Annotated in this window: 22 protein-coding genes; 11 read left to right on the forward strand and 11 right to left on the reverse strand. The window is 65.7% G+C overall.

Annotated features, from left to right (window positions below; all coding sequences use genetic code 11):
• Positions 1 to 46 precede the first annotated feature (46 nt).
• Positions 47 to 1,180 carry a M14 family metallopeptidase gene (locus SOM28_RS05285; RefSeq protein ID WP_320467453.1) on the forward strand — a complete coding sequence of 378 codons (1,134 nt, stop codon included), beginning with the start codon at positions 47 to 49 and terminating at the stop codon, positions 1,178 to 1,180.
• A 66-nt stretch (positions 1,181 to 1,246) separates the two neighbouring features.
• Here SOM28_RS05285 and SOM28_RS05290 read toward each other — a convergent pair whose 3' ends face one another.
• Both SOM28_RS05290 and pmbA read right to left on the reverse strand, forming a co-directional pair.
• The gene (locus SOM28_RS05290) at positions 1,247 to 1,489 is read right to left on the reverse strand and encodes a hypothetical protein (RefSeq protein ID WP_123068821.1); all 243 of its coding nucleotides are present in this window, start codon (positions 1,487 to 1,489) and stop codon (positions 1,247 to 1,249) included.
• 14 nt (positions 1,490 to 1,503) lie between these two features.
• Complete coding sequence (gene pmbA / locus SOM28_RS05295; protein ID WP_123068822.1) at positions 1,504 to 2,856, reverse strand: metalloprotease PmbA; 1,353 nt, start codon at positions 2,854 to 2,856, stop codon at positions 1,504 to 1,506.
• Positions 2,857 to 2,950: 94 nt separating this feature from the next.
• On the opposite strand from pmbA, the gene yjgA reads away from it, so the two are divergent.
• Genes yjgA through SOM28_RS05310 form a run of 3 tightly spaced genes read left to right on the forward strand, consistent with a single transcriptional unit; the run spans position 2,951 to position 4,823 of the window.
• Positions 2,951 to 3,544, forward strand: coding sequence for a ribosome biogenesis factor YjgA (yjgA, locus tag SOM28_RS05300; RefSeq protein ID WP_320467454.1), 594 nt, complete (start codon positions 2,951 to 2,953; stop codon positions 3,542 to 3,544).
• Positions 3,522 to 4,142, forward strand: coding sequence for a molybdopterin adenylyltransferase (mog, locus tag SOM28_RS05305; protein WP_123068824.1), 621 nt, complete (start codon positions 3,522 to 3,524; stop codon positions 4,140 to 4,142). The genes yjgA and mog overlap by 23 nt, the downstream gene beginning before the upstream one ends.
• Positions 4,143 to 4,154: 12 nt before the next feature.
• Positions 4,155 to 4,823: an alpha/beta hydrolase gene (locus SOM28_RS05310; RefSeq protein WP_123068825.1), complete on the forward strand. Its 669-nt coding sequence runs from the start codon at positions 4,155 to 4,157 to the stop codon at positions 4,821 to 4,823.
• A gap of 136 nt (positions 4,824 to 4,959) precedes the next feature.
• On the opposite strand, the gene SOM28_RS05315 is transcribed toward SOM28_RS05310, so the two are convergent.
• Entirely contained in the window at positions 4,960 to 6,288 is a 1,329-nt protein-coding gene (locus SOM28_RS05315; protein ID WP_123067959.1) for an aspartate aminotransferase family protein, read from the reverse strand.
• Positions 6,289 to 6,416: 128 nt separating this feature from the next.
• On the opposite strand from SOM28_RS05315, the gene SOM28_RS05320 reads away from it, so the two are divergent.
• Positions 6,417 to 6,971 carry a carboxymuconolactone decarboxylase family protein gene (locus SOM28_RS05320; protein WP_123067958.1) on the forward strand — a complete coding sequence of 185 codons (555 nt, stop codon included), beginning with the start codon at positions 6,417 to 6,419 and terminating at the stop codon, positions 6,969 to 6,971.
• Positions 6,972 to 6,974: 3 nt separating this feature from the next.
• On the opposite strand, the gene SOM28_RS05325 is transcribed toward SOM28_RS05320, so the two are convergent.
• The 3 genes from SOM28_RS05325 to SOM28_RS05335 all read right to left on the reverse strand — a co-directional run bounded on the left by SOM28_RS05325 (position 6,975) and on the right by SOM28_RS05335 (position 8,828).
• Complete coding sequence (locus tag SOM28_RS05325; RefSeq protein WP_320467455.1) at positions 6,975 to 7,823, reverse strand: fumarylacetoacetate hydrolase family protein; 849 nt, start codon at positions 7,821 to 7,823, stop codon at positions 6,975 to 6,977.
• Between the two features lie 73 nt (positions 7,824 to 7,896).
• The gene (locus tag SOM28_RS05330) at positions 7,897 to 8,259 is read right to left on the reverse strand and encodes a c-type cytochrome (protein WP_320467456.1); all 363 of its coding nucleotides are present in this window, start codon (positions 8,257 to 8,259) and stop codon (positions 7,897 to 7,899) included.
• A complete protein-coding gene (locus SOM28_RS05335) occupies positions 8,256 to 8,828 on the reverse strand; it encodes a c-type cytochrome (RefSeq protein WP_320467457.1) in 573 nt (190 codons plus the stop codon). Before SOM28_RS05335 ends, SOM28_RS05330 begins: the two co-directional genes overlap by 4 nt.
• An 86-nt stretch (positions 8,829 to 8,914) precedes the next feature.
• Here SOM28_RS05335 and SOM28_RS05340 point away from each other — a divergent pair, with 86 nt between their 5' ends.
• From SOM28_RS05340 to SOM28_RS05355, 4 genes are read left to right on the forward strand one after another with little or no spacing between them, the layout of a single operon-like run.
• On the forward strand, positions 8,915 to 9,307 hold the full coding sequence (locus tag SOM28_RS05340) for a c-type cytochrome (RefSeq protein WP_123067954.1): 393 nt from the start codon (positions 8,915 to 8,917) through the stop codon (positions 9,305 to 9,307).
• Between the two features lie 10 nt (positions 9,308 to 9,317).
• Entirely contained in the window at positions 9,318 to 10,280 is a 963-nt protein-coding gene (coxB, locus tag SOM28_RS05345; RefSeq protein ID WP_320467458.1) for a cytochrome c oxidase subunit II, read from the forward strand.
• Entirely contained in the window at positions 10,277 to 12,796 is a 2,520-nt protein-coding gene (gene ctaD / locus SOM28_RS05350) for a cytochrome c oxidase subunit I (protein ID WP_320467459.1), read from the forward strand. Before coxB ends, ctaD begins: the two co-directional genes overlap by 4 nt.
• 2 nt (positions 12,797 to 12,798) lie before the next feature.
• Entirely contained in the window at positions 12,799 to 13,125 is a 327-nt protein-coding gene (locus SOM28_RS05355; protein WP_320467460.1) for a hypothetical protein, read from the forward strand.
• A gap of 7 nt (positions 13,126 to 13,132) precedes the next feature.
• Here SOM28_RS05355 and SOM28_RS05360 read toward each other — a convergent pair whose 3' ends face one another.
• The 4 genes from SOM28_RS05360 to SOM28_RS05375 form a co-directional block, all read right to left on the reverse strand.
• Positions 13,133 to 14,449: a PQQ-dependent sugar dehydrogenase gene (locus SOM28_RS05360; RefSeq protein WP_320467461.1), complete on the reverse strand. Its 1,317-nt coding sequence runs from the start codon at positions 14,447 to 14,449 to the stop codon at positions 13,133 to 13,135.
• A 57-nt stretch (positions 14,450 to 14,506) separates the two neighbouring features.
• Positions 14,507 to 15,784, reverse strand: coding sequence for an MFS transporter (locus SOM28_RS05365; RefSeq protein WP_320467462.1), 1,278 nt, complete (start codon positions 15,782 to 15,784; stop codon positions 14,507 to 14,509).
• Positions 15,784 to 17,178, reverse strand: a complete 1,395-nt coding sequence (locus SOM28_RS05370; RefSeq protein ID WP_320467463.1) for a KamA family radical SAM protein — start codon at positions 17,176 to 17,178, stop codon at positions 15,784 to 15,786. The genes SOM28_RS05365 and SOM28_RS05370 overlap by 1 nt, the downstream gene beginning before the upstream one ends.
• Positions 17,179 to 17,379: 201 nt before the next feature.
• The gene (locus tag SOM28_RS05375; RefSeq protein ID WP_320467464.1) at positions 17,380 to 19,374 is read right to left on the reverse strand and encodes an acyltransferase family protein; all 1,995 of its coding nucleotides are present in this window, start codon (positions 19,372 to 19,374) and stop codon (positions 17,380 to 17,382) included.
• Between the two features lie 261 nt (positions 19,375 to 19,635).
• On the opposite strand from SOM28_RS05375, the gene SOM28_RS05380 reads away from it, so the two are divergent.
• The gene (locus tag SOM28_RS05380; protein WP_123069628.1) at positions 19,636 to 20,091 is read left to right on the forward strand and encodes a cache domain-containing protein; all 456 of its coding nucleotides are present in this window, start codon (positions 19,636 to 19,638) and stop codon (positions 20,089 to 20,091) included.
• A 115-nt stretch (positions 20,092 to 20,206) separates the two neighbouring features.
• The gene (locus SOM28_RS05385) at positions 20,207 to 21,922 is read left to right on the forward strand and encodes a methyl-accepting chemotaxis protein (RefSeq protein WP_320467465.1); all 1,716 of its coding nucleotides are present in this window, start codon (positions 20,207 to 20,209) and stop codon (positions 21,920 to 21,922) included.
• A 57-nt stretch (positions 21,923 to 21,979) separates the two neighbouring features.
• Here the strand turns inward: SOM28_RS05385 and SOM28_RS05390 are convergent, their stop codons facing one another.
• Positions 21,980 to 22,549, reverse strand: a complete 570-nt coding sequence (locus SOM28_RS05390) for a DNA-3-methyladenine glycosylase (protein WP_320467466.1) — start codon at positions 22,547 to 22,549, stop codon at positions 21,980 to 21,982.
• Positions 22,550 to 22,660 lie beyond the last annotated feature (111 nt).

Here is a 22,660-nt window from a genome sequence, read left to right on the forward strand (position 1 = left end):
GGTATCATCGATGCTTCAACGTACCTTCCCAACACAGGACAACACCATGTCTATCAAGATCAGCAGCCAATTCGACGCTGGCGCCATCGAGGTCGTGAACGCCACCAGCGCCAACGCCATCGACCTGAACATCCGCAAGGACTCGCACGCCGACATCATCCAGTGGTTCTACTTCCGCCTGCAGGGCGCGCAAGGCGAAGCCTGCTCCATCCGCCTGCTCAACGCCGGCAACGCCGCTTATACGGCCGGCTGGGAAGGCTACCAGGCGATGGCGAGCTACGACCGCGTCAACTGGTTCCGCGTGCCGACCTCGTTCGATGGCCAGGTGCTCACCATCGAGCACACCCCGGGCATGGACAGCGTCTACTACGCCTATTTCGAGCCATATTCGTGGGAACGCCACCTGGAGCTGCTGGACCGCGCCCAGATGGCCGAGAACGTGCGCATGCTCGACCTGGGTTCGACCGTCGACGGCCGCGACCTGAACATGCTGGTGATCGGCGAGCCGGCCGAGGGTAAAAAGAAGGTGTGGGTGATCGCGCGCCAGCACCCGGGCGAAACGATGGCCGAATGGTTCGTCGAGGGCATGCTCGACGCGCTGCTGGATCCGGCCCACCCGTTCGGCCGCCAGTTGCTGAAGGAATCGGTGTTCTACGTGGTCCCGAACATGAACCCGGACGGCTCGGTGCGCGGCAACCTGCGCACCAATGCGGCCGGCGCCAACCTCAACCGCGAATGGCTCAAGCCGAGCATGGAGCGCAGCCCCGAGGTGTTTTTGGTGCTGCAGAAAATGCACGAGCTAGGGGTCGACCTGTGCCTGGACGTGCACGGCGACGAAGGCCTGCCCTATGTGTTCGTGGCCGGCAGCGAATCGCTGCCGAACTTCACCAAGGAACAGGGAGAAGCACAAGACCGCTTCATCGCCGACTTCAAGATCGCCAGCCCGGACTTCCAGGACGTGCACGGCTACGGCGCCACGCCGTACACCGAAGAAACCCTCACCATGGGTTCGCCGCACATCACCCACGCCTTCGGCTGCCTGTCGCTCACGCTGGAACTGCCGTTCAAGGACAACGCCAACGACCCGGATCCGCAAGTCGGCTGGGATGGCGCACGCAGCGCGCGCCTGGGCGCCGCGGTGCTGCAGCCGGTGCTGAACGCAATCCGCGCGGTCAAGTAATTCAGATCCGCCAATAAAAAAAACGCTCCGCAAGACGGAGCGTTTTTTTCGCGCTGAGCCGGAGGCTTACAGATCCACGCCCAGGTGGGTCTTGACCCACGCATTCGCATCCGCGATGCTGTCGAAATGCAGGGTCGCGATCGCGGTTTTATCGGACGCCAGGAAAGTAGCGTAAACCTTGCGGCTGTCCGCGCCGGCCGAACTGAGCAGGTCGGATTGCGGGGCCAGCTCGACGGTGGCCACCAGGTCGAGATTGAGCAGCACCGTCTTGGGGCTGCTTTCCTTGTCGATGCGGACGAATCGGCCCATGGCGCGCTCCTCTTTCAGTTACCGGCCACGACCATCTTCTCGATCAGGATCGAGCCGGTGGTCTTGTTGCCGCGTACGAGGGTATCGTTACCGACGGCAACGATTTGCTGGAACATCTCACGCATATTGCCGGCGATGGTGATTTCTTCGACCGGATACTGGATGACGCCGTTCTCGACCCAGTAGCCCGACGCGCCACGCGAATAATCGCCGGTCACGTAGTTGACGCCCTGGCCCATCAGTTCGGTGACCAGGAGGCCCGTGCCGAGTTTACGCAGCATGCCTTCGAAATCGTCGCTGCGGCGGGTGTCCTTGGAGACGATCTCGAGATTGTGCGAGCCGCCGGCATTGCCGGTGGTTTTCATGCCCAGCTTGCGCGCCGAATACGAGGACAGGAAGTACCCCTGCAGCACGCCGTCGGCGATCACCTTGCGGCGCACGGTCTTGACGCCCTCTTCGTCGAACGGCGCCGAGCCGACCGCGCCGACCAGGTGCGGGTCTTCGACGATCTGGATGTGCGACGGGAAGACCTGCTTGCCCAGGGTATCGAGCAGGAAGGTCGACTTGCGGTACAGCGCGCCGCCCGACACGGCTTGCACGAAGGCGCCCAGCAGGCCCGCGGCCAGCGGCGCTTCGAACAGCACCGGGCAGGTGCGGGTATTCAGTTTGCGTGCGTTCAGGCGCGCCAGTGCGCGCTCGGCGGCGTAGCGGCCCACTTTCTCGGGCTTGGCCAGTTCCTTCGGGTTGCGCGACGAGGTGTACCAGTCGTCGCGCTGCATCTGATTGCCCTTGCCGGCGATCGGCGCCACCGAGATCGTGTGGCGCGAGAACGGGTAGCCGCCGATGAAGCCGCGCGAGTTGGCGCCGACGAAATGCGATTGCTGCACGTAGACGCTGGCGCCTTCGCTATTGGTGATGCGCTTGTCGACCTCGAAGGCGGCGTTTTCGCAGCGCTTGGCCAGCTCCACCGCTTCTTCGGTGCTGATCTGCCATGGGTAGAACAGGCGCAGATCACGCGGCGCCAGCTCCAGCAGATCGGCATCGGGCAGGCCGGCGCAATCGTCCTCGGCGGTGAAGCGGGCGATATTGGCGGCCGCCTCCACGGTCGCCTTGAGCGAACCGGTCGAAAAATCGGAGGTGCTGGCATTGCCGCGGCGCTGTCCAACGTAGACGGTGACGCCCAGGCCCTTGTCCTTGTTTTGCTCGATCGTCTCGATGTTGCCTTTACGCACAGAAACCGACAAACCGCTCCCTTCACTGATCTCGACCGAGGCGTCGGTCGCGCCCTGCTCGCGGGCGAACGCCAGTACGTCGCGCGCCAGCTGTTTGAGCTGATCCTGGGTGTGGGTAAAAGCGTTGTCGTTCATAGGTGTTTTTCGTGGCAGGCCCTAAAACAGTTATCATAGCAGCCGTTTACAGTTTTCACTGATCGGCCCCGCGCCAATCAAATCCATTCATATCATGCCTAATCCAAATCGCGGCTCCGTCGGCTTCCAGTCGAACGAGTTCGAACCCGAATACGACCGCCCTTCCAAGTCGGAACTCAAGCGCCAGTCGAATGAGTTGCAAAAGCTCGGCGAACAGCTCGTCGAGGCACCGCGCGACCGTGTCAAGCGCGTGCCGATGCCGGAAGACATTCGCGATGTCATCCTTGAAACCCAGACCATCACCAACCACGAAGGCCGTCGCCGCGCCATGCAGTTCGTGGGCAAGAAGATGCGCACCCTGGACGAGGAAGAAGTCGCCATCATCCAGCGCACCATCGACAGCTGGAAAGGCGCATCGAAAGCCGAGACGGCGTCGCTGCACGCGCTCGAGCGCCGCCGCGAGAAGCTGCTGGCCGACGACAAGGCGCTGACCGTCCTGCTCGAAGAGAATCCTGAACTCGACGTCCAGCACCTGCGCACCCTGATCCGCAACGCGCGCAAGGAAGTGGCCGAGTCCAAGCCGCCGAAGGCCTACCGCGAAATCTTCCAGATCCTGAAGGACCTGGGCAAGAAGAAGAAATCCGACGCTGAAGAAGAGGCCACCGATGACGAGTCAGACGACGAGTAATCAGGAACTGGTGATCGGCCTGGTGTCGGTCTCCGACCGCGCCAGCGGTGGCGTCTATGAAGACAAGGGCATCCCGGCGCTGAATGAATGGCTGGCGGGGGCGATCACCACGCCATTTCGAGTCGAGACGCGCCTGATCCCCGACGAGCGCGCCGCCATCGAGGCGACCCTGGTCGAACTGGTCGATAGCGCCCGCTGCCACCTGGTGCTGACCACCGGCGGCACCGGTCCGGCGCGGCGCGACGTCACGCCCGAGGCCACGCTGGCCGTCGCCACCAAGGAAATGCCCGGCTTCGGCGAGCAGATGCGCCAGATCAGCCTGCGCTTCGTGCCGACCGCGATCCTGTCGCGTCAGACCGCCGTCATTCGCGAAAGCGCAGACCATGCGGCACTGATCATGAACCTGCCGGGCCAGCCGAAGTCGATCAAGGAAACCCTCGAGGGACTGAAGGACGACGCCGGCAACACGGTCGTCGGCGGCATTTTTGCGGCCGTTCCCTACTGCATCGACCTGATTGGCGGTCCGTACATGGAAACCGATCCGGCGGTGAGCAAGACCTTCCGTCCCAAATCGGCGCTGCGTGCGCCTGCTGTTTAAACAAGAGAGCCTATGAGCCAGCTGCTGGAAAACATTGAAGTCGAGACCGCGCCGAACCCGGAAATCGCCATCATCTGGCTGCATGGGCTGGGCGCCGACGGCAACGACTTCGTGCCGATGGTGCGCGAACTGGACCTGGCCGGCCTGCCGGGCATCCGCTTCGTGTTCCCGCATGCGAACACGATGCCGGTGACGATCAACGGCGGCTATGTGATGCGCTCCTGGTACGACATCGTCGCCACCGACCTGGTGCGGCGCGAAGACGAAGCCGGCCTGCGCGCCTCGCAGCTGCAGGTCGAAGCGCTGATCGCCCGCGAAAAATCGCGCGGCATCCCGGCTTCGCGCATCATCCTGGCCGGCTTCTCGCAGGGCTGCGCGATGACCCTGCAGACCGGCCTGCGCCACCCGGAACCGCTGGCCGGCATGATGTGCCTGTCGGGCTACCTGCCTCTCGCAGGCGTGGCCGGCGCCGAGCGCCATGAAGCCAGCCTGGCCACGCCGATCTTCATGGCGCATGGCGTGCAGGATCCGGTGGTGCCGTTCGCACGCGCCGAAGATTCGCGCAAGGTGCTCGAATCGCTCGGCTACCAGGTCGAGTGGCATGCCTATCAGATGCAGCACACGCTGTGCCTGGAAGAGGTGCAGGATATTGCGAAGTGGATTCGCAAGGTTGTCGCGTAATTTTGCGGTATTGGTTTGCGGGCTGACTTGGGTTCCCGCCTACGCGGGAACGACGTGTTGATGGTCGTGATTCGGTCATACGTCCGCAGTCCGCTACCTCTGAACGTCGTTCCCGCGAAGGCGGGAACCTAAGTTTTTACCCCACCACAAGCGCCGCCTCCACCGCATCGCTCAACCGCGACACAATCTCCGACAAATCCGCCGGCGTCGCAATGAACGGCGGCGCCAGCAGCACATGGTCGCCGTGCTGCCCATCGATCGTTCCCCCCATCGGATAGACCAGCAGGCCGCGCGCCATCGCCTCGGCCTTGATCGCCGCATGCAGCTTGCGCTCGGGATCGAACGGCTCTTTCGTTTGCCTGTCGCGCACGAATTCCAGCGCCAGCAGCAGCCCGCGTCCGCGGATGTCGCCCACGTGTTCGTGCACCCCGAACACGTCGCCCAGCATGCGGCGCAGCACCGCGCCACGGCTGCGCACGCGCGCCAGCAGGTCGTCGCGTTCGATCACCTGTTGCACGGCCAGCGCCGCGGCGGCGGCCACCGGATGGCCGATATACGTGTGCCCATGCTGGAACATGCCGCTGCGGCTGCGCAGGCACTCGACGATCGCCTTGTGCGCCAGCACCGCGCCGATCGGCTGGTAGCCGGCGCCCAGGCCCTTGGCCACGGCCACGATGTCGGGCGCCACGCCGTCCTGCTCGATCGCGTACATGGTGCCGGTGCGGCCCATGCCGCACATGACTTCGTCGGCGATGAGCAGGATGCGATGGCGGTCGCATATCTCTCGCACGCCCTGGAAGTAGCCGGGCGTGGGCGGGATCGCGCCGCCGGTCGCCCCCACCACCGGCTCGGCCACGAAGGCGATGATGTTCTCGGGCCCGGCGCGCAGGATAGTCGTCTCCAGTTCATCGAGCAGGCCGGCGGTGTAGTCGTCGACGCTGACGCCGTCGGCGCGGCCGCGGTACTCGTAGCAGGCCGATACCCGCAGGGCATCCTTCAATAGCGGGGCGAAGGCGCGCCGCCGCCACTCGTTGCCGCCCACGCCCAGCGCGCCCAGCGTGTTGCCGTGGTAGCTCTGGCGCCGCGCCAGGAAGCGCGTGCGCTGCGGCTCGCCCATCTCGACCCAGTACTGGCGCGCCAGCTTGAGCGCGGTTTCCATCGCCTCCGAGCCGCCGGAGACGAAATAGACGCCGCCCATATCTTGCGGCCCACCCTCGACCAGGCGCTTGGCCAGCTGCTCGGCCACGTCGGTGGTGAAGAAGGCGGTGTGGGCATAGGCGCAGCGGTCAATCTGGCGGTGCATGGCGGCGATCACGTCGGGGTGGCCGTGGCCCAGCGAAGAGACGGCGGCGCCGCTGCTGGCGTCGATATAGGTCTTGCCATTGGTGTCGACGAGCGTGATGCCCTCGCCGCCGGCCGCGAGGGGCGGCACCTGGCGCAGGCTGCGGTGGATGATGTGGCTCATGAACGCTTACCTCCAGTGGGGTCGACACTTGACGATAAGCGCGCGGGCGACGGCTTCTTTTGATTTTTAGCGCGGGCCGTGCGAATATTTCTGTGGATTCACTTTTGGTGCAACACATGAGTGAGCAGATGAGCGAACGCCTGGGCCCCATCCCGGATCACGCACTGAGCGAGGCCCAGCGCACCGCCGCGCAGGAGATCGCCGCCGGCCCGCGCGGCGCCGTCTACGGCCCCTTCGTGCCGCTGCTGCGCAGCCCCGAGCTGATGAGCCATGCGCAGCGCATGGGCGAGTACCTGCGCTACCGCAGCGCGATCGGGGTGCGTTTGTCGGAGCTGGCGATCCTGGTCACGGCACGCCAGTGGGACCAGCAGGTGGAGTGGGCGATCCATGCGCCGATCGCGGCCCAGGTGGGGATTCCGTCGTCGGTCATCGCGGCCATCGCGGCGCGCGAGCGGCCGGGGGACATGCTGGTGGACGAGGCGGTGGTGCACGACTTCTGCGTCGAGCTGCACGAGCACAAGGCGGTGTCGGACCGGGTGTATGCCGATGCGCTGGCGCTGTTCGGCGAGCAGGGCGTGGTCGACCTCATCGGGATCAACGGCTATTACACGCTGCTCGCCATGGTGATGAACACGGCGCGCACCAGCGTGCCCGAGGAGGGCGCGTGGCGCATGCCTGATTAAGAATTACTTCGGAAACGCCACCACTTCGGCCTGCTGCTCACCCAAACCCGCGATCCCCAGGCGCAGCTGGTCGCCCTTCTTGAGGAAGCGCTGCGGCGAGCGGCCCATGCCCACGCCCGGCGGGGTGCCGGTGGTGATGATGTCGCCCGGTTCCAGGGTCATGAAGCGCGATACATAGCTGACGATTTGCGCCACGCTGAAGATCATGCTCGCCGTGTTCCCGGTCTGCATACGCTTGCCATTCAGCTCCAGGTAGAGGTCGAGGTCCTGCACGTCGTAGATCTCGTCGCGCGTGACCAGGAAGGGGCCGACCGGGCCGAAGGTGTCGCAGCCTTTACCTTTATCCCACTGCGAGCCCATCTCGAACTGAAAAGCGCGTTCCGAGACGTCGTTGACCACGCAGTAGCCGGCCACGTGCTTCAGCGCGTCTTCTTCGCTCACGTACTGCGCGCGCGCGCCGATGATCACGCCCAGCTCGACTTCCCAGTCGGTCTTCTTCGAGCCTTTCGGCAGCTGAATCGCATCGTCCGGGCCGTTCAGGGAGCTGATCGCCTTGGTGAAGAACACCGGCTCGCTCGGCATCGTGGACTTGGTCTCGGCGACGTGGTCGGCGTAGTTCATGCCGATGCCGATGAATTTGCCGACGCCCTTGACCGGCACGCCCAGGCGCGGATTGCCGCGCACCAGCGGCAGGGTTTTGTGGTCGATCTTCGCCAGCTTGCGCAGCGCCTTGTCGCCCAGTACCGACGCATCGATGTCGTCGATGATGCCGGACAGGTCGCGCAGGCGGCCTTCTTCGTCGAACAGGCCCGGTTTCTCTTTGCCCGGGCGGCCATAGCGCACCAATCTCATTGTGGTCTTCCTCGTCGTGAACGCGCGGGCCGTGGCGGCCCGCGTCAAACCGGGGATGATACCAAGGATCGGCCTATTGACTGAGTAGATAGGCGCTGATGTCGATCGCATCGCGCTCGCTCACGCCCATGGCCGGCATCGCATTGCCCGGGTCGATGGCCTGCGGATCCATGATCCAGCGCACCAGGTTGTCCTGGGTGTTCGGCACCTTGCCGGCGATGTAGCGGCGCTCGGCCATGTCCTCGAGCGGACGGCCGACATAGACTTTCGAACCGGCGATGCCGGGCACCGCATGGCAGGAATGGCAGGCGTACTGGCTCAGCGCGACCATGCCGCGTTCGGGATCGCCCTGGATGCCGGGCGCCGGCCGCGTCGGGCCGCAAGCGGCCACCAGCATGGCCAGCGCCATCATGGCGGGAATGCGTGCTGCGGTCATGGCGCCTCCCCCTGGGTTACGGTTGCCGCCGCTGCCCCGGTAGAGGTCATGCGGCGAAAATCTTCCTGCGTCATGTTCGGCATGGACGACACGAACGCCACCACGGCCCAGATATCGTTGTCGCTCAGATGGTATTCCCAGGCCGGCATGCCGCTCATCTTGATGCCGTTGCGCGTGATCCAGTACAGCTCGCGCGTTTCCCAATTGAGATCGGCGTCGACCAGCGGACCGGGCACCGGCTGCATGCTCATGCCCTGCTTGAGCGGCGCCACACCCGGCCCGCCATGGCACTGGATGCAGTTGGCCTTGTAGACGGCGGCGCCGCGCAGCAGCTGCTCCGGCGCGCCCAGTCCCTCGGGCACCTGGATATCGCGCGCATGGTTCTGCACCGAGTACTGCAAGCCTTCCTCGAAGACGGTATAGATCAGCGGGTAGTGCTGCTGGGTGGCGGCGATGTTGTAGAAGCCGCCGCGCAGGACGATCAGTCCGATGACGGCGCCGATCAGTCCTGCCCCCAGCAGGGTCAGCACCATGGTCTTGACAATAAGTCGTGCGCGATTGGATAGCATAACCTAGGGCGTTCAGTTAAAAAAATGACATCTAATTTCTTGTATTATAAAAGCCACAGCTTTTTCACGAAAAATCAACCGTGCGCATGAATATCTGTCAATACGGCCGTCCATCCCCGCTCCGCGCCGGCACCCTGCTGCTGTGCGCGGCGCTGGCGAGCGCCTGCAGCAGCCAGGACCAGCCCAGCCGTGTCGAAGGCGGCGATCCCGAGCGCGGCCGCCTGCTGACCCAGCAATACCAGTGCGCGGCCTGCCATTTCATTCCCGAGGTGCAGGGCACGAACGGCGACGCCGGCCCGTCGCTGCAATACATGGGCCGCCTGAGCTATATCGCGGGCAGCATCCCGAACCAGCCCGAGAACATGGTGCGCTTCCTGCGCAATCCGCCCGCGGTCAAGCCCGGCACGCTGATGCCGGCGCTCGGCATTTCCGAAGAAGATGCGCGCCACATGGCCGCCTTCATGTACACGCTGAAATGAGCCAGCTGCGATGAACGACCTGCAATCCGTCCTCCACCCGGCCGGCGCCGATGCCGCCATCATTCACCAGTTCACCTGGGTGCTGTTTGTCGGCGGCACGCTGATCTTCATCTTCGTGATGGCCTTGCTGACGCTGGCCATGCGGCGCCAGGCGCGCCCGATCCGGCCCGCCATCTGGATCTTCGGCGCCGGCATCGCCTTCCCGGTCGTGGTGCTCACCGCCCTCCTCGCCTGGAGCACCTGGCGCAGCGCGCAGCTGGCGCCGCAGACCTCGCACGACGCGATGACGATCTCGGTCACCGGCAAGATGTGGTGGTGGGAGGTGCGCTACCGCGACCCGGCGACCAACCGCGAGATCATCACCGCCAATGAAATCCACATCCCGGTCGGCGAGTCGGTCTACCTCGGCTTGACGGCGTCCGACGTGATCCACAGCCTGTGGGTGCCGGCGCTGGCCGGCAAGCGCGACATGATCCCGGGCCGCGTGACGGGCCTGACCCTGCGCGCCGACAAGGCGGGCGTCTATCGCGGCCAGTGCGCCGAGTATTGCGGCGAGCAGCACGCGCGCATGGCCTTCCACGTGATCGCCCTGCCGCGCCCCGAATTCGACGCCTGGCTGGCGCGCCAGGCCGGGCCCGCGCTGCCGGCCGACACCACGGTGCTGCAGCGCGGCCGCGAAGCCTTCCTGGCGCAGCAATGCCAGGCCTGCCACACGATCCGCGGCGTCACCGACGTGCCGCCATTCTCCGAGCAAGCGAGGATCGCAGACACCTCGCGCCTGGGCCCCGACCTGACCCACGTCGGTAGCCGCCGCGAGATCGCGGCCGGCACCCTGCGCAACCACCGTGGCACGCTGGCCGGCTGGATCGCCGACCCGCAAGCCATCAAGCCGGGCGTGTTCATGCCGCCTTCACAAGACCTGGACGGCGAAACCCTGCGCGCACTGGCCACCTACCTCGAGCACCTGAAATGACGACGCGCGACGCGACCTTACCCGATCAGTTACCGAACCCCGTGCCCCGCCCACCGCTGGAGCTGACCCGTCTCGAAGAGATCTGGGAAACCCCGCGCGGCTGGCGCTTCTTCAAGTCGGTCAACAACACCAATATCGGCCTGATGTACATCGGGACCGCGATCCTGTTCTTCATCCTGGCCGGCATCCTGGCCCTGATCATGCGGGTGCAGCTGGCGGTGCCGGACAACGACCTGGTGGCGGCCAGCACCTATAACCAGATCTTCACGATGCATGGCACCGTGATGATGTTCCTGTTCGCGATCCCGATCGTCGAGGCGATCGCGGTCTACCTGCTGCCCAATATGCTGGGCGCTCGCGATCTACCCTTCCCCCGCTTGTCGGCGTATGCCTTCTGGGCCTATGCCTTCGGCGGCCTGGCGTTCTTCTGCACCCTGTTCTGGGGCCTGGCGCCGGACGGCGGCTGGTTCATGTATCCGCCGCTGACCGGCATGAAGTATTCGCCCGGGCTGAATGCCGACTTCTGGCTGCTGGGGATCGGCTTCATCGAGATCTCGGCGATCGCCGGCGCGATCGAGCTGATCGTCGGCATCCTGTTCACCCGCGCGCCGGGCATGACCCTGCGCCGCATGCCGGTCTATGCCTGGGCGATGCTGGTGGTGGGCGTGATGATCATCATCGCCTTCCCGGCCGTGATCGCCGGCACCGCGCTGCTCGAACTCGAGCGCGCCTTCAATATGCCGATCTTCGATCCCGAGCGCGGCGGCGACCCGCTGATCTGGCAGCACCTGTTCTGGTTCTTCGGCCACCCCGAGGTCTACATCATCTTCCTGCCGGCGGCCGGCATGATCTCGACCATGATCCCGACCATCGCCCAGAACCGCCTGGTGGGACGGCGCGTGATCGTGGTGGCGCTGGTCGGCGTCGGCATCTTCAGCTTCGGCCTGTGGGCCCACCACATGTTCACCGCCGGCCTGGGCGTGCTCGAGATGAGCCTGATCTCGGCGGCCAGCATGGCGGTCGCGATCCCCACCGGCATCCAGGTGTTCGGCTGGATCGCCACATTATGGAGTGGCCGCATCAAGCTCAATGCTCCTACTCTTTTCATGCTCGGCTTCATGTTCATCTTCGTGCTCGGCGGCTTGACCGGCGTGATGGTGGCCGTGATCCCGTTCGACTGGCAGGTGCACGACACTTATTTCATCGTCGCCCACCTGCACTACGTGCTGATCGGCGGCATGGTGTTCCCGGTGTTCGCCGCCATCTATTACTGGCTGCCACTCATCAACGGCAACCAGATGTCGGAGCGCTGGGCCAAGCCGATCTTCTGGCTGCTGTTCGGCGGCTTCAACATCACCTTCTTCCCGATGCACTTCACAGGCCTGTACGGCATGCCGCGCCGGGTCTACACCTACTCGCACGAGATGGGCTGGGACTGGCTCAATATGGTCTCGACCGTCGGCGCCTTCATGTTCGCCCTCGGCATCCTGGCCATGATCGTCGACGCCACCCGTACCCTGCGCCGCCCGACGAAAGAGGTGGGCAATCCGTGGAATGCGGCGACCCTCGAGTGGCTGCCGTCCGAAGACTACGGCAACCGCAGCATCCCGATCGTCACCTCCGACGATCCGCTGTGGGACCAGCCTAACCTGTCGAAGGAAGTCGAAGAAGGCCGCCACTACCTGCCCAATACCGTCACCGGCCGCCGCGAGACGATCGCCACCAGCCCGGTGAGCGCGACGCCGAGCTACCTGATGATCCTGCCCGGCGACAGCTGGCTGACCGTGATCGGCGCCGCCGGAACCGCCGGCTTCTTCCTGCTGCTGACCGTGAAGGCAATGGTGCTGGCCACTATTTGCGGCATCATCGCCGTCGCCTCCATCATCGGCTGGCTGTGGCAATCGGACCGCAGCGTGAACATGCGCGAGGCGCCGATCGGCGGCGGCATCAAGCTGCCGATCGGCGCGGTCGGGACGGCCTCGCATTCGTGGTGGGGCACCTTCATCATGCTGATCGTGATCTACGGGATCTTCTGGTCCTTCGCCTACACCTACATCCACACCTCGATGCGGCTCGAGATCTGCCCGCCGCCGGGCGCCTCGCTGCCCGACGGGACGTACACCATCGGCGCGGCCATCCTGCTGCTGGCCGGCTCCGCCCTGGTCTGGTTCGGCGGCCGCCTGAAGGGCCACGGCATGGCCTGGACCACGCTGGCGGCGCTGGCCTGCACCACGGCCGCCTTCCTGCTCGACGTGCACAGCTGGCGCCTGGTACACCTGGACGGCACCAAGGATGCTTGGAATGCCTCGATCTCGATCATGCTCGGCTTCCAGGGCGTGATGCTGTTCGTGCTGCTGCTGGCCGCGCCCTACCTGTGCGTGCGCGCCTGGCGCGGCCTGGTCAAGCCGGAAAACCGCGCCACGCGCGACAATATCGCGCTGATCTGGCATTACGTGACGCTGCAGGGCCTGACCGCCATGGTGGTGATCCGTGGCCTGCTGCTGGTGATGGATTGACTATGGACGACCGATTCTTCCAGCGCGCCACGCGCGCCTCGCTTCCCCTCCTGGTCTGGGCCGCGCACTTTGGCTTGAGCTATATCGTGGCCGCGGCCCAGTGCACGCCGGGCGCCTGGCGGCCCGAGGGGCCGAACCCGTGGCTGCTGGGCGGCGTCACGCTGCTGGCGCTGGCCATCTGCGTATGGAGCGGCGCCGCCGGCGGCAAACGCCTGCGGCAGGGGTCGACCGAGTTCGTGGATTATGTGGCGGCGGCCAGCGCGGTGCTGGCCTTCGTAGCGATCGCGTGGACCGGGATGCCGGTGTTGCTGGTCACTGGATGCGCCTGACGGCGCATCAGCCCGCGTCCGGCACCACGCGCCAGATCACGTTGCCGACGTCATCGGCCACCAGCACCGCGCCCTTGCGGTCGACCGCGACGCCCACCGGCCGGCCATGGGCCTCGCCATCCTTGTTGACGAAGCCGGTCAGCATGTCGACCGGCTTGCCGTTCGGCCGGCCATCCTTGAACGGCACGAACACCACGTTGTAGCCCGAGCGCGGCTTGCGGTTCCAGGAGCCGTGGTTGCCGATGATGGCGCCGTGCCTGAACTGCGCCGGCAGCAGCGAGCCTTCGTAGAAGGCCAGGCCCAGCGCCGCCACATGGGCGCCCAGCGCGTAATCCGGCACGATCGCCTTTTCCACCAGGTCGGGACGCGGCGGCTCGACGCGCGTGTCGACGTTCTTGCCGAAGTAGCTGTACGGCCAGCCATAGAAGCCGCCATCCTTCACCGAGGTCAGGTAGTCCGGCACCAGGTCGCTGCCGATCAGGTCCCGCTCATTCACCACGGTCCACAGCACACCGGTCTCGGGATGCCAGGCCATGCCGTTCGGATTGCGCAGGCCCGATGCGAAGACACGCGTCTTGCCGCTGGCGACGTCGATCTCCAGGATCGCGGCGCGGTTCTGCTCCTGGTCCATGCCATTCTCGGCGACGTTGCTGTTCGAGCCGGTGGTCGCGTACAGCTTGCTGCCGTCCTTGCTGGCGATGATGTTCTTGGTCCAGTGGTGGTTCAGCGGCCCGCCCGGCAGCGGCGCCACCTGCTGCGGCTTGTCCAGGATCTCGGTCACGCCTTCCTTGTACGGAAAGCGCACCACGGCATCGGTATTGGCCACATACAGCACGTCGCCCACCAGCGCCATGCCGAACGGCGAATTCAGGTCTTTCAGGAACACGCTTTTCAGCTCGGCCACGCCGTCGCCATCGGCGTCGCGCAACAGGCTGATACGGTTCGCGCTCGGCACGCCGGCGCCGGCGCGCGCCATGACCTTGCCCGTCACCCAGTCGCCGATGCCCTTCTTTGCGGGACGCTGCGGCGCATTGGTCTCGGCCACCAGCACGTCGCCGTTCGGGAGTACATAGATCCAGCGCGGGTGATCCAGCGCGGTGCCGAAGGCGTTCACCGCCAGGCCGGGCGCCGGGGTCGGCGTCATGTTCGCCGGCCAGCTCTTGGCCGGGGCGATGTGGACGGTCGGGATCAGGGTCCTGTTCGGCTCCTTCAGGGTCGGCTGCGAACCCATGTCGGCGCCGGCCGGCAAGGTCGATTTATCGCCGCAGGCGGCCAGCAGCAGCATGGCGGCGCCTGCGCACATCAACGGAAGTGGTTTGCCCATGGCTTTCCCCAGGAATATTGAATGGGGAAAGTGTATATGACAAGTCGCCCTTGCACGTTACGGCTGAGAAAGCTCAGCCGTGCGCCGGCGCGCGAAGCGCCACAGGCCGGGTAGCTGAATCGCCACCAGCAGGGCGAAGGCGGCGCGGTAGGCTTCCGGCGGCGCGCGCCCGAGTACATCGGGTGTCCACAGCCCGATCACCAGCCCGAAACCGGCCTGCACCAGGAAGGCGCCGATGAAGATCAGGAGGTTCAGGAAAGTCGCGGCGCGTCCCGTCAGTTCGCGCGGCATCGATTGCGCCACGATGGCGTACTCGATGCCGGTGATCGTGCCCACCAGCGTGAACATCACCGACAGCATCGCGAAACTGGGCCGGTAACCGACCACGAAGGCGGCCTGCACCAGCACGAAGAAGGTGATGCCGCCGGCCGCCACATCGAGCGGCGGCATGCCGTGCCGTCCGGCCCATTCGGTGATCATGCCGACCGCGATCGCGCCGAACACCACAGCCGCCATCCCCAGGTAGAGCAGATAGGCGACCGCGGGCTCGGGATAGCGCCCCACGTCGGACAGCCAGCGCCCGATCCACAGGCCCTGCACGCCGAAGAAGACCGCATGCGGGATCAGCACCAGCGAAGCCACCGCGCGAAAGCTCGATGCCCGCCAGACTTCGCGCAGGGCCGGCAGAAGCGGACCGCGCTGCGCGGCCGGGCCATCTGTCTTGGGGTATAGCAGCGCGATCAGCAGGCCGGTACAGGCCACCAGCGCCGCCAGCAGGAGGAACAGGCCGCGCCAGTCGGTGTATTCCAACGCCGCGCGCACCGGCATGGTGGCGCTGGCGGCGCCCATGCCGCCCACCGCGATCAGGTAGCCGTGCACCGACGGCAGCCGGTTCGGCGCGATCCAGGTGGAGATCGCCTTGACCGCCGCCATGAAGCAGCCGCCCAGGCCGCAGCCCATGACGGCGCGCGCCGCCAGCAGGCCATAAAAGCCGCTGCAGTTCGCGAACAGCAGCGCGCCGCAGGAAGCCAGCAGCAGCATCGCCACCTGCACCCGGCGCGGCCCATAACGGTCCAGCGCCATCCCGACCGGCAGCTGGACCAGGGCGAAGGCGAAGAAGAACGCGCTGGTCAATAATCCGAGCTGGCCCGGCGTGAGCGCCAGCGCACCCACCAGGTGCGAGGCCAGCACCGCGTTCACGTTGCGCAGCAGCGAAGACAGGAAGTGCCCCAGCGCGAACGGCAGGAACACGTAGAAGAACACCCCCACGCCGGACAGGCGCAGGGGTGCCGGGCAAGCCAGGCCGGCTGGCATCATCGGACCGGGGACTGGCATCAAGCCGCGTCGGGCTGGGCTTCGCCGCGCTGGCCGGCCGGGACCAGCGGGATCACGCGTCCGCCGGGGCCGCGCAGCGGACCGCCGCTTTCCATCTCGAAGAAGAAGCGGTCGCGCCCGAACGCGGGCTTGAGGTGGTCGAGCCAGGTCGCATTGGGATCGAACCTGGCGAAGAACGGGCGGCGCACCCATTCCGGATTGCGCGCCTGCAGGAACTGCAGCGCGAACAGCTTCTCGCCATTGATGGTCACTACCCCGTCGATCACGACCTTGCCCGGGAAGGCGCTCATCGACGGCCCGCGCACGGTGCGCGACAGGCCCGAGACCATCGAGTACGCTTCCTGGAAGATCTCATGGGCGCGCGCCAGCGGCAGCGAGAAGTAGTCGCGCGGGCCGGTGTCGCGCTCGACGAACATGTAATAGGGGATGGCGCCCAGGCGTACGCCGGTGGTCCACAGCTCGGCCCAGCTCTTCGGGTCTTCGTTGATGTGGCGGATCAGCGGGCCTTGCATGCGCAGGGTGGCGCCGGTGCCGACGATGCGCTTGACCGCCTGCTGGGCGATCGGCGCGCGCAGCTCGACCGCGTGGTTGTAGTGGCCCATGATGGCCAGGTTCTTCCCGCTCGCCACCACCTTCTCGAACAGGCGCAGCAGGTCGTCGCTGTCCTTGTCCGACACGAAGCGCTGCGGCCAATAGGCGACCGACTTGGTGCCGATGCGGATGTTCTGGATGTGTTCCAGCTCGGGCGCCAGCAGGGGTTCGAGGAACTCTGCCAGCGAGCGGGTGTTCATGATCATCGGGTCGCCGCCGGTGATCAGGACGTCGGTCACGTCCGGATGCATCTTGAGGTAGGCCACCAGTTCGCTGCACTCGCGCGCATCGAACTTCATCTCTTCCATCCCGACGAACTGCGGCCAGCGGAAGCAGAAGGTGCAGTAGGCGTGGCAGGTCTGGCCGGCGCTGGGGAAGAACAGCACGGTTTCCTTGTACTTGTGCTGCAAGCCCTTGAGCGGCGCGTCGTTCACGCGCGGCACGTTGTGCGTCATCTGGCCGGCCGGGTGCGGGTTCATGCGCATGCGGATGTCGTGCACCAGGCGCGCGATCGCGGCATCGTCCTTCTTGTACAGCACCAGCTCGCGCAACTGCTCGTATTCCTGGGCCGGCAGCATGTCGCGGTGCGGGAAGGTCAGGCGGTAGATCGGATCGTCGGGCACGCGCTTCCAGTCGATCAGCTCATCCATGACATAGGCGTTGGTGCGGAACGGCAGCACGTGGGATACCACCTGTACGGCTTCCTGCAGCTCGGGCGTGAGCCATTCCCATTGGCGCGCAGTAACGATGGACTGGCGCGTATACGGCTTGAACTTCGAGGGCGTCGATGCAGTCGTGATCACGTCGATTCTCCGGAAACGAAAGATGAAGCCGGCGGGGAATAAAAATTGCCGGGAAGTACCCATCTTAGGTAACTGAGCTACTGCTCAATTGCCGTGAATCAACATAACCAAGCCGGACGCCCGAGTTAAAACAAGGAAGGCACAAATCCCGGACAACGCCGGGCAGCGCCGCCCCCTGCCGCGGCAGGAGGCAGCCACGCGCTATGGCGCTGGACTGAATGGCGGGCGCCTGGCGAAATGCCGGCTGACGAGGTAGTCGCCGTCGAGGCTCAAGTGATTGTTATCGCGGTACATCAGACGCCCGTCGATCATCGCATGGCACTCACGTTCGTCGCACAGTGCCTCGGACGCATCGAACCATTCGACCTGCGGAAACTCGCGGGCCAGGCCGGCCAGGACTTCCTTGTGCTGCGCGATCTGCGTGTCCCATTCTTCGCGCGTAATGGAGCACGGAAAGCGCGTGGCCGAGGAAGCCACCCCGGCGCGCTTGATGCACGCGCGCGGATCGAAACCGATGGTCGGGACATCGCTGATGAAGATCACGTGCTTGCCCGCGCCCAGGAAGCGGCGGAAGGTTTCGCGCGCGGCCTCGATGACGACCTTGCCGCCAGGGGCGGCGCTGAAGCGCGCATGGGTCGAGATCAGCACGGTTTTCACCGAGTCCATCGCGAGTGCTTTCTCGAGCAGCGGCTGGGTCGCCTGCTGGTACGGATCGTCACCCGGCTCGATGCCCCAGTAGGGATAGCGGGTGCCCAGCTTCAGGAGGTTGTCGCCGAGTCCGTCGTAGTACTTCATCAGGCCGTACACCAGGTGATAGGCATGGCTGTCGCCCAGCAGGACCACGGTCGGGTCCCTGGCGGGGTCGGACATGATGCAATAGTCATACATCGACTCGAAGCCATAGCGCGCCTTGCATGCCGCCGCCTTGGCCTTGTCCTCGAACACCACCAGGGCCTGTTGGTTGGCCAGGTTGTCCTGGACCACCTCGCGCTCGGGCAGGCCTTGCCTGAACCACAGATAGCCGCCGGTGGCGGCGCAGGCGAGCATCAGCCCGCACAGGACGGCGATCACGGTCTTTTCCCTGGCTGCGCGCAGCGGGAGCTCCACGACGCGCCAGGTCAGCCAGGCCAGCATGAACGCCAGCGCCACCACGCCGGCCCGGATCGTCGGCGCCGGCGTCCCCGACTCGATGATCTGGGCGAAGGCCAGCAGCGGCCAATGCCACAGGTAGAGCGGATAACTGATCAGTCCAACCCACACCATCAGCCGGTTCGACAGCACCATGCGATTGAACCACGCCCTGGGGCCCGCCGCGATGATGAGCAGCGCGCCGACGGCCGGCAGCAGCGCCGGCCATCCGGGGAAGCGGTGATCGCGCGTGATCGACGCCAGGCCGGCGCCCAGCAGGACCACGCCGGTCCAGGCCAGCTGGTCAGGCGACAGCCGCGGCAGCCGCCGCGCCGCGCCGCGCGCAGGGAGCAAGGGCAATCCAGCGGCCGCCCGCGCGTGCACGCAGGCCAGGCCTGCCCCCAGGAGCATTTCCCAGGCGCGGCTGGCCGGCGAATAGAAGGTGGCGCTGGGATGGTGGATGACGCCGACGACGTTGACGAGAAAGGACACCACGCCCAGCGCCGCCGCGACCAGCAGCAGGTTCATGCGCCGCTTCCAGGCCAGCAGCAACACGACAGGCCACAGGATATAGAACTGCTCCTCGATCCCGAGCGACCACAGGTGCAGCAGCGGCTTGGTTTCGGCCGCGGTATCGAAGTAGCCGATCTGGGCCCAGTAGAAGAAGTTGGCGGCAAACCCGGCGCCGCCGACCACGTGCTTGCCCAGTTGCGCGTATTCGTCCGGGAACAGGGCCAGCCAGCCAAAGGCCAGGCAGGCTGCCAGCACCACGACCAGGGCCGGAAAGATGCGGCGCACGCGCCGCGCGTAAAAGCCGGCGAAACTGAACGCGTCCTGGCGCAGCTCGCGCAACAGGATGCTGGAGATCAGGAAGCCGGAGATCACGAAGAAGACATCGACCCCGATGAAGCCGCCGCGCAGCCAGGTCGGAAAAGCGTGGAACAGCACCACCGCCAGCACGGCGACCGCACGCAGGCCATCGATATCGGGGCGATAAGCAAGATGGACGGGGGCAGGATGGGGCCGTTCGGTCCGGTCCTCGAAGATGGCGGGTTGTTCCAGTTTCATTACTGCAAGTTCCGAAAAAAAAGGATTTTAGCCCAGCCAGCCATACCGGGCTACTGCCGCGTTCGATTAAGCAACAATGGGTTCCCGACAACCCACAGCGGCGCCCGACGCCCTCGACATCGCCTGAGACCGGCACGCAACGTTCCGGCCCTACCCTGTCTCGATATTGCGCGGCCGCAATCCGTCTCCTTTCCGCCCCGGTACATTTGCCAATGCACTTAAGCAATATGAGCCCAAGAAAACACTTGAAAGGGAACTGCCATGAAACTGATCTTTACCGCTGCCGCCCTGTGCCTGGGCCTGGCCGCAAGCGCCGCCCAGGCCAATGAACCAAACGAGAAGGACGCCATCGCGATGGCCGAGCGCGGCGCCGCCGTGATCAAGGCCAAGGGCAAGGCCGAGATGATGAGGTTGATCAATGCCAAGGATCCGAGCTTCGTCCAGGGCTCGCTGTATGTCGACCTGCGCGACGTCAAGACCGGCATCGTGCTGGCGCACCCGTACAACCCGTCGATCGTCGGCAAGGACCTGACCGACGTGCCCGATGCGAACGGCAAGAAATACCGGCGCGAGATCATCGAGCTGGCTGCGGCCAAGGGCAAGGGCTGGGTCGATTACCAGTACAAGAATCCGACCACCGGCAAGATCGAGCCGAAGACCACGTACATTCTGCTGGTCGACGACGTGGTGCTGGAGGCGGGGATTTATAAGAAGTGAGTTTCGGCTGGCGCTCTCGGGGTGCCGGCAAACTTGGGTCCCCGCCTGCGCGGGGACGACGGCTATTCTCGCTGCGTCTCCTGTCCAGCGATGGCCACCTCTCACGGAGTAATCCATGCTGAACAAACTGCGGATCGGCCAGAAACTGCTGCTGGCCCCGGGACTCGTGCTCGTCCTGCTGACCATGCTTTCGGCGGCCGCCTACTACGGCATGGTGCGCCAGAACGCCTCGCTCGAACACATGGTGCAGGTGCGCGCCGCGCGCCTGCAGGCGGTGGCCGACGTCGCCGGCGAGGCGCGCTTCGCGCATGCCAACGCCTACCAGCTGCTGGCCTGGGTCAACGGCAGCTTCGCCCAGAACCGTCTGACGGCCCTGACGGCCGACATCGGGCGCAGGCACACCGCCATCGGCGACAAGCTGGGCAGGTTCGCGCAAAGCGCCGAAGCGGACGAGCGCGCGCCGATCGAGGCCTCGCAGGCGGCGCTGGCAAGCTACCGCAAGGCGGTCGGCGAGACCATCGAGATGGCCTCGGTCGACCAGTCGATTGCCACCAACTCGATGCAGAAGGCCGAGCAGCAGTTCGTCGCCCTCGACGCCGAACTGACGCGCCTGGCCCAGTTGGAAAAAAAGATGAGCGAAGACGCCCACGCCGCCGCCAAGGCCGAGTTTCGCAGCCTGGGCCTGAGCATGGCCGGCCTGGTGCTGCTGTCGATCGGGCTGTCGCTGGCGGTGACGATGCTGGTGCGGCGCTCGATGCTGGCCGGGATCAACTCGATCGCGCGCACGGTGGGCGAACTGGCCGAGGGCCGGCTCGACGCGCCACCGCTACAGGCGAAAGGCCGCGACGAGATCGACGACACCGCGCGCGCGCTCGACCACACCATCGCGCGCCTGAACGCCGCCCTGCACAGCGTGATGAACGCGGTGCGCTCGATCGACACGGCGTCGCAGGAAATCGCCAGCGGCAACCTCGACCTCTCGACCCGCACCGAGATGCAGGCCGGCTCGCTCGAGCAGACCGCCAGCACCATGGAGACCCTGACCACGGCAGTGAAGGACAATGCCAGCAATGCGCGCCAGGCCTCGGAATTGTCGGCGACGGCGGCGCAACTGGCGGCGCGCGGCGGCCAGGCGGTACAGCAGGCGGTGACGACGATGGAATCGATCCAGGCCAGCTCGCGCAAGATCGTCGAGATCATCGGCGTCATCGACGGCATCTCGTTCCAGACCAATATCCTGGCCCTGAACGCGGCGGTAGAAGCGGCGCGCGCCGGCGAACAGGGACGCGGCTTCGCGGTGGTGGCCTCCGAGGTGCGCACCCTGGCCCAGCGCTCGGCGGCGGCGGCCAAGGAGATCAAGGGCCTGATCGCCGATTCGGTCAACATCATCGAGCGCGGCAACGCCTCTGTCAGCGAGGCCGGCGCCAGCATGGGCGACATCGTGTCTTCGGTACGCCAGGTAAACGACATCATCGGCCGCATCAGTATCGCCAGCACCGAACAGGCCGACGGCATCGCCGAGGTCAATCGCGCGGTCGGGCAGATGGACGGCATGACGCAGCAGAACGCGGCCCTGGTCGAGCAAGCCGCGGCGGCCGCCGAAAGCCTGCACGAGCAGACCGTCAACCTGGCGAAGGCGGTGGCGATCTTCCGCATCGCGCCGGGTCTGGACGCCGATGCGGCCGGCGTCGAAGCGCAACAGGAGACGATCGTTGAAGAAGCGCCGGAAGCCGGCTTCCAGGGCGTGGGCGAACGGCGCGCATCGGGCAGCGCGATGCGGAGCGGCCCGGTACGCGCCCTGCCCGCCGCCCCGACGCGCCGACGCGCCTGACATCACCTACATTGACAAAGCAGCCACGTCGCACCCGCGAAGGCGGGTGCCCAAGTACTACCTGAACGGCCGACTAACGAACTTCGACCCCGCCAACCCAAACCGCCACGGCACATCGACCGCCTTCGAAATCCCAATACGCGGCCCGGCCACGAGCGTCAATCCCGGCGCGGCCGGCAGCAGTTCGAATGGTCGTTCCGACAACGCCATGCCATTGTGCGCACGGGTCACGCCCAGCGCCTGGCACAGCTTGCCCGGCCCGGAACACAGCAGGCGCTCATCCACCGCATCGCGCCGCACCCGCATGAGGTCCAGCCCCGCCACCGGCTCGAGCGCGCGGATCAGGACACCGGCGCCGTGACCGGCCTCCTGGCACACGAAATTCAGGCACCAGTGGATGCCGTACGACCTGTAGACATAGGCATGCGCGGGCGGCCCGAACATTGACGCATTGCGCTCGGTCGGCCCGGAATACGCATGCGAGGCCGGGTCTTCATGGTCATAGGCTTCGGTCTCGACGATGCGGCCGCCGACGCCGTCAATCAGCACCGTGACCCCAATCAACTGCTGCGCAACCGTCTCTGCCGGCGCCGAAAAATCGATCCCTGCAATTGTAGAAATAGCCATGCGGCGATTCTAGCCTGGGACAGCGCGACCCGCCGTTTTGGTGAAATTGATACAAGAACAGAGTGATAATGGCATTGCCTTGCTGCAATAAAGAAATGACTCGGGTATAGT

The organism is Massilia sp. CFBP9026, assembly GCF_034045165.1.
Lineage (GTDB): Bacteria > Pseudomonadota > Gammaproteobacteria > Burkholderiales > Burkholderiaceae_D > Telluria > Telluria arenae.

Excerpts from the sequence above, each read along its gene's own strand:
- SOM28_RS05330 (WP_320467456.1), bottom strand. The coding sequence starts at position 8,259 with ATGACCGCAGCACGCATTCCCGCCATGATGGCGCTGGCCATGCTGGTG.
- coxB (WP_320467458.1), top strand. The coding sequence starts at position 9,318 with ATGAACGACCTGCAATCCGTCCTCCACCCGGCCGGCGCCGATGCCGCC.
- SOM28_RS05315 (WP_123067959.1), bottom strand. The coding sequence starts at position 6,288 with ATGAGCCACATCATCCACCGCAGCCTGCGCCAGGTGCCGCCCCTCGCG.
- SOM28_RS05380 (WP_123069628.1), top strand. The coding sequence starts at position 19,636 with ATGAAACTGATCTTTACCGCTGCCGCCCTGTGCCTGGGCCTGGCCGCA.
- SOM28_RS05360 (WP_320467461.1), bottom strand. The coding sequence starts at position 14,449 with ATGGGCAAACCACTTCCGTTGATGTGCGCAGGCGCCGCCATGCTGCTG.
- SOM28_RS05365 (WP_320467462.1), bottom strand. The coding sequence starts at position 15,784 with ATGCCAGTCCCCGGTCCGATGATGCCAGCCGGCCTGGCTTGCCCGGCA.
- SOM28_RS05375 (WP_320467464.1), bottom strand. The coding sequence starts at position 19,374 with ATGAAACTGGAACAACCCGCCATCTTCGAGGACCGGACCGAACGGCCC.
- SOM28_RS05290 (WP_123068821.1), bottom strand. The coding sequence starts at position 1,489 with ATGGGCCGATTCGTCCGCATCGACAAGGAAAGCAGCCCCAAGACGGTG.
- SOM28_RS05340 (WP_123067954.1), top strand. The coding sequence starts at position 8,915 with ATGAATATCTGTCAATACGGCCGTCCATCCCCGCTCCGCGCCGGCACC.
- SOM28_RS05320 (WP_123067958.1), top strand. The coding sequence starts at position 6,417 with ATGAGCGAACGCCTGGGCCCCATCCCGGATCACGCACTGAGCGAGGCC.
- SOM28_RS05335 (WP_320467457.1), bottom strand. The coding sequence starts at position 8,828 with ATGCTATCCAATCGCGCACGACTTATTGTCAAGACCATGGTGCTGACC.
- SOM28_RS05355 (WP_320467460.1), top strand. The coding sequence starts at position 12,799 with ATGGACGACCGATTCTTCCAGCGCGCCACGCGCGCCTCGCTTCCCCTC.
- mog (WP_123068824.1), top strand. The coding sequence starts at position 3,522 with ATGACGAGTCAGACGACGAGTAATCAGGAACTGGTGATCGGCCTGGTG.
- SOM28_RS05325 (WP_320467455.1), bottom strand. The coding sequence starts at position 7,823 with ATGAGATTGGTGCGCTATGGCCGCCCGGGCAAAGAGAAACCGGGCCTG.
- SOM28_RS05390 (WP_320467466.1), bottom strand. The coding sequence starts at position 22,549 with ATGGCTATTTCTACAATTGCAGGGATCGATTTTTCGGCGCCGGCAGAG.
- ctaD (WP_320467459.1), top strand. The coding sequence starts at position 10,277 with ATGACGACGCGCGACGCGACCTTACCCGATCAGTTACCGAACCCCGTG.
- pmbA (WP_123068822.1), bottom strand. The coding sequence starts at position 2,856 with ATGAACGACAACGCTTTTACCCACACCCAGGATCAGCTCAAACAGCTG.
- SOM28_RS05285 (WP_320467453.1), top strand. The coding sequence starts at position 47 with ATGTCTATCAAGATCAGCAGCCAATTCGACGCTGGCGCCATCGAGGTC.
- yjgA (WP_320467454.1), top strand. The coding sequence starts at position 2,951 with ATGCCTAATCCAAATCGCGGCTCCGTCGGCTTCCAGTCGAACGAGTTC.
- SOM28_RS05310 (WP_123068825.1), top strand. The coding sequence starts at position 4,155 with ATGAGCCAGCTGCTGGAAAACATTGAAGTCGAGACCGCGCCGAACCCG.
- SOM28_RS05385 (WP_320467465.1), top strand. The coding sequence starts at position 20,207 with ATGCTGAACAAACTGCGGATCGGCCAGAAACTGCTGCTGGCCCCGGGA.